The organism is Streptomyces sp. NPDC055078, assembly GCF_053607985.1.
This window is the reverse complement of sequence record NZ_JBSGUP010000659.1, coordinates 1-4535: the sequence shown is the minus strand read 5'-3', so window position 1 is coordinate 4535 and position 4535 is coordinate 1. Positions and strand designations below refer to the sequence as shown.

Here is a 4535-nt window from a genome sequence, read left to right as displayed (position 1 = left end):
ACCCCCAGGGCCTCAAACCCCGGCGGGGGGTGAGTGTGTTGCGCCGTTTATACCCGGCAGGGCTGAAGGTGCGGGGTGGCGACGGGAGCGTGCGAGGCGGGGGCCTACTCGGGGAGGCGGTAGCCCATGCCGCGTACGGTCTCGACGCGGTGGGCGCCGAGTTTCTTGCGCAGGGCGCGGACGTAGACGTCCACGATGTTGGAGCCGGGGTCGAAGTCGTATCCCCAGACATGGGACAGGATCTGTTCCCGGGACAGCACCTGGCCGGGGTGGCGGAGAAAGAGTTCGAGCAGGACGAACTCGCGTGCCGTGAGGTCGACCATACGTTCGCCGGAGCGGGCCCGGCGGGTGCGCAGATCCAGGGTCAGCTCGCCGTTGCGCAGGACGGTCACCTCCGGGGCGCGGGCGGCCGTACGGAGCCTGAGCCGGACCCGGGCGAGAAGTTCCTCGAAGCGGAACGGTTTGGTCATCCAGTCGTCGGCGCCGCCCTCCAGGCCCGCCACCGTGTCCCGTACGGAATCCCGCGCGGTCAGCACGATCACGGGCACCGACACCTGGGCCTCGCGGAGCTGCCGCAGGACCGTGAAGCCGTCCTTGCCTGGCAGACCGATGTCGAGCACCACCAGATCGAAGCCGCCGGTCACGGCGTAGTCGTACGCGGCCTCGCCGTCACCGACCACGGTCGTGGTGAAGCCGTTGGCCCGCAGCCCCTTCTCGACGAAGGAGGCTATCCGTTCCTCGTCCTCGACGATGAGTATCCGGTTCACAGCTCAGCTTCTCTCGGTTCCCTGTGCTCCTGCAGTACAAGGACGAAAGTGGCGCCGCCGCCGTCGGTGGGGCGCAGTTCGACCGCTCCGCCGTGGCCCTCGGCTATGGCCCGCACGATGGCGAGGCCGAGCCCGGCGCCGGTCGCGCGCGCGCCTCGGCGCGCGGTGCCGCGCCGGAACCGCTCGAAGATCACATCGGCGTCCTGCGGCTGGACGCCCGGCCCGCTGTCGGCCACGTACAGCTCGGTCCGGCCGTCGCGCGTGCGGGAGCCGATGCTGACCCGCTGGCCGGGGACGGTGTGCTGGACGGCGTTCTGGGCGAGCTGGACCATGGCCTGGGTGATCCGCTGCGGATCGAGGCGGGTCTCGGCGTCGGCGGCCTCGGCGAGCCGCCACTCGCGCTCGCCCAGCGCCCTGGCCTTGACGAAGACATCGGCGGTCAGCTCGCCGAGCTGCACCGGCTCGGGGGATACGAAGTCGGGCCGCTCGGCCTTGGCGAGCAGCAGCAGATCCTCCACGATCCGGCTCATCCGATCCAGCTCCTCCATCACGATCCGGACCGTCTCCTCGCGCTCGGCCGGATCGTCGCCCATCAGCTCCAGATGGCCGCGGACGATGGTGATGGGGGTACGCAGCTCATGCCCCGCGTCGTCGACGAACTCGCGCTGGGCGGCGAAGGCCCGCTCCAGCCGGTCCAGCATCGCGTTGAAGGTCTCGGCGAGGGCCGCGATGTCGTCGCGGCCCTGGACCGGTATGCGCTGGGTCAGATCCTGCTCGGTGAGTTGCGCGGCCGTCATTCTGATGAGTCGCACAGGTTTGAGTATGCGGCCGGCGACCCCCCAGCCGATACCGGTCGTCATCAGCAGGGCGACCCCGGAGATGGCGAGCAGCATGGTGAAGACCTGATTGGCCCTGGCCTGCTCGCCCTCGGGGTGGAACGCGACGACGAAGGCCGCCGGGGGATGGCCGGGGCTCGATCCGACGGTGACCTTCGCCCAGCGGATCTCGCCCTGCGGGCGCTGGAGCGTGCCGGTCGACTCGGTGGAATCGAAGACCGCCGACAGGGCGCGGGAGTCCTCCGCGAGGGGGTGGTCGACCCGGGTCTCGCGCGACTGGACCTTCTTCGCGGGGGTGGCGCCCGAGCGGCCGATCAGCCCGAGCAGTTCCTCGTCGGGGTCGGCGTACTGCCGCTCCAGGAACAGCCTCAGCAGCGGATCGGGGTCGGTGAACTTCTGCCCCGTCCGGGGGTCGACCCCCTGCTTGACGAAGTTGGCGAACTCTCCGGCCTCCTGGACGAGGAGCCCGTTGATCCGGTGGTCGACATCCCGCAGCAGGACCGATCGGGTGGCGGTGGCGACGGCCGCGAGGGCCACCGCCATCACGAGCAGCAGCCACAGGAGGATGCGCAGCCGGGCGGAGACCCGGTGGCGTACGGGTTCAGCCGTCGTCACCGATGTCGTCGCCGCCCGGGCCGTCGTCGCCCTGTCCGTTGCCGTCGTCGTTGTTGTCATCGCCGGAAGGATTATTGCCCGACCGGGAAGGACTGTTGCCCGTGGGGTTCTCGCTCACCGGCGGCGGGGCCACCGTCTCGTCGCGCGGGGTGTGCTTGGGCGAGCTGGGGGAGACCGTGGGTGAGCCGCTCTCCAGTTCGACCTTCGGCGGTACTTTCCGGGCGTCGGGACTGTCGGTCAGGGCGTAACTCGTCACCGCGATACCCAGTGGTATCGCGACGACGGCGGCCAGGGCCGCTATGCGGTGAGAAAAGACCATGGGTCCCATGGTGACCGCAGTAGCCGGGATGCCGGATGAGGCCCGGATGAAGAATTCTTCATCCGGGGCGCCCGGTCCGGGCACGCGGACGGTGGGCCGGCGGACCCGCGGCGGCCTCGGGCAGCCCGATGACGGAGCGGCCGGACGGCCAGGGGGCTCGGTGACGGAGCGGCCGGGCGGCCGGGGGGCTCGGTGACGGGGCGGCCGGGCGGCCCTCAGGACTCCAGGCCGATCGCGAAGGCGGCCTCCAGATCGTGCTGCGAGTACGTGCGGAACGCCACATGGGTGTCCGTCGCCTCGACGCCCTCGATCCTGCTGATACGGCCCGGGATCACATCGGCCAGATCGTCGTGCCGGGCCACCCGCACCATCGCGATGAGGTCGTACGTACCGGTGACGGAGAAGACCTCGCTGACGCTGTCCAGCGCCGCGATCGACTCGGCGATCTCGGGAATGCGGTCCACGCTGGTCTTGATGAGCACGATCGCGGTGATCACGGCTTGCTTACTCCCTCGGTGGCCGCGGCTGGGACCTTCACTCTATGGCCTGTCCGGCGGATCCCGCTGGGCCCGCGTGCGCTGGGCCCTGGCGGGCCCGGGTGAGGGTGCCCTTGGCCGCCGGGCCCAGGGGAGGACCTCCGGGCCGCGTTGTCGGCGGTCGCCGATAGGGGCCCCCTACGCCTGGGGGCGTGGGAGGTGCCCCCGCCCTCTGCCATGGGGGAGCCCACGCTTGCGCCCACGATCCGTTCCCTCGGCCCTGGCGGGCCCGGGGAGGCCCACCCCATGGGGAGACCCGGGCGCCAGGCCGCCCGCTCCCTCACCCGGCCTGATCCGTCGGACAGACCGCCGCCCCGCGGCCGAAGCGTCCCCAGGCATAGAGGAATCCGGCGCCAAAACCCACCAGATGTGCCAGATACGCCACTCCTGGGCCGCCCCGGCCCGCGCCGGAGGCCGCGAGCCACTGGAGGGCGAACCAGAAGACCAGCACGAGCCAGGCGGGGAAGCGCAGGGGCAGGAAGAAGAGGAAGGGGAAGAGACTGGTGACCCTGGCCTTCGGGAAGAGGAAGAGGAAGGCGCCGAGTACGCCGGAGATCGCCCCGGACGCGCCCACGAGGGTCTCGTCGGACCCGGCGTTGGCCGTCGCGTAGGCGAGCAGCGCGACATAGCCCGTGCCGGCGTAGAAGAGGGTGAACTCGATCCGCCCCATGCGTTCCTCGGCCATCGCGCCGAAGACGTAGAGGAAGAGCATGTTGCCCAGCAGATGCAGCCAGTTGCCGTGGACGAACAGAGCGCTGAAGGGGGTCGGCAGCGTGCCCGATGCTCCGCTCATCAGTTCGGCGGGGATCACCCCCCACCGCTCGAAGTACCCGGCCTGCGCCGCGAGCAGCGCGTCACCCGTCCCGTACGCCGGATTCAGTCCCGAGACGGGGCTGATCAGGAAGACCGCGCAGCAGCCCGCGATCAGGCCGTACGTCACCGTGGGGCCCCGCACCGCGCCCCGGAGCGCGTCCCTGGCCACACCCCGCCAATCGAACATGGACAGATCATGGCGTAGCGGGCCGGAACGGTACAGAGTGCCTCGCCGTGTCACCGGGCACCCGCGAGGCCATAGAGTTACAGGGAGTACACCCGCAGTCCGACGGCGCACCGCGGCCCCCGCACCTCGTACGACGGCACTCCGCGTACGAGACGACCGTACGACGAAAGAGGACGGAACGATGACGACGGTTCCCTCGCCGACGGCCGGCACCCGCTGGCGCTGCGCACTCTGCGGCAATCTCACCCGGTTCGATGTGACCCGCTCGTCGAAGGTCGTCGAGTACGTCCATCTGGACCTGGCGGGCGAGCCGAAGGTCGAGGAGCGCGAGGTCCTCAGTGAGACCATCGAGTCCGTGCGCTGCCGCTGGTGCAGCGCCGTGGACAAGATCGAGCTGGTGGACAGGCCGGGCACCGGCTCCTGAGGCCGGCGCCGGAGGCGGTAGGGGTAATGAGGTGACGG

At 70.6% G+C, this 4535-nt stretch carries 6 protein-coding genes; 1 reads left to right on the top strand and 5 read right to left on the bottom strand.

Features of this window, described 5'->3' with window-relative positions:
- Positions 1-104: 104 nt before the first annotated feature.
- The 5 genes from ACWF94_RS34285 to ACWF94_RS34265 form a co-directional block, all read right to left on the bottom strand.
- Positions 105-767, bottom strand: a complete 663-nt coding sequence (locus ACWF94_RS34285) for a response regulator transcription factor (RefSeq protein WP_453497698.1) — start codon at positions 765-767, stop codon at positions 105-107.
- On the bottom strand, positions 764-2278 hold the full coding sequence (locus ACWF94_RS34280; protein WP_453497695.1) for a sensor histidine kinase: 1515 nt from the start codon (positions 2276-2278) through the stop codon (positions 764-766). The genes ACWF94_RS34285 and ACWF94_RS34280 overlap by 4 nt, the downstream gene beginning before the upstream one ends.
- Positions 2205-2537 (bottom strand): small secreted hydrophilic protein, encoded by a 333-nt coding sequence (locus ACWF94_RS34275; protein ID WP_453497692.1) that lies wholly within the window; start codon positions 2535-2537, stop codon positions 2205-2207. The genes ACWF94_RS34280 and ACWF94_RS34275 overlap by 74 nt, the downstream gene beginning before the upstream one ends.
- A gap of 215 nt (positions 2538-2752) precedes the next feature.
- Complete coding sequence (locus ACWF94_RS34270; protein ID WP_453497689.1) at positions 2753-3034, bottom strand: Lrp/AsnC family transcriptional regulator; 282 nt, start codon at positions 3032-3034, stop codon at positions 2753-2755.
- 319 nt (positions 3035-3353) lie between these two features.
- Positions 3354-4073 carry a rhomboid family intramembrane serine protease gene (locus ACWF94_RS34265; protein WP_453497686.1) on the bottom strand — a complete coding sequence of 240 codons (720 nt, stop codon included), beginning with the start codon at positions 4071-4073 and terminating at the stop codon, positions 3354-3356.
- A 181-nt stretch (positions 4074-4254) separates the two neighbouring features.
- Between ACWF94_RS34265 and ACWF94_RS34260 the strand changes: the two genes are divergently transcribed.
- Complete coding sequence (locus tag ACWF94_RS34260) at positions 4255-4497, top strand: hypothetical protein (protein ID WP_453497683.1); 243 nt, start codon at positions 4255-4257, stop codon at positions 4495-4497.
- Positions 4498-4535 lie beyond the last annotated feature (38 nt).

Excerpts from the sequence above, each read along its gene's own strand:
- ACWF94_RS34280 (WP_453497695.1), bottom strand. The coding sequence starts at position 2,278 with ATGACAACAACGACGACGGCAACGGACAGGGCGACGACGGCCCGGGCG.
- ACWF94_RS34275 (WP_453497692.1), bottom strand. The coding sequence starts at position 2,537 with ATGGTCTTTTCTCACCGCATAGCGGCCCTGGCCGCCGTCGTCGCGATA.
- ACWF94_RS34265 (WP_453497686.1), bottom strand. The coding sequence starts at position 4,073 with ATGTTCGATTGGCGGGGTGTGGCCAGGGACGCGCTCCGGGGCGCGGTG.
- ACWF94_RS34260 (WP_453497683.1), top strand. The coding sequence starts at position 4,255 with ATGACGACGGTTCCCTCGCCGACGGCCGGCACCCGCTGGCGCTGCGCA.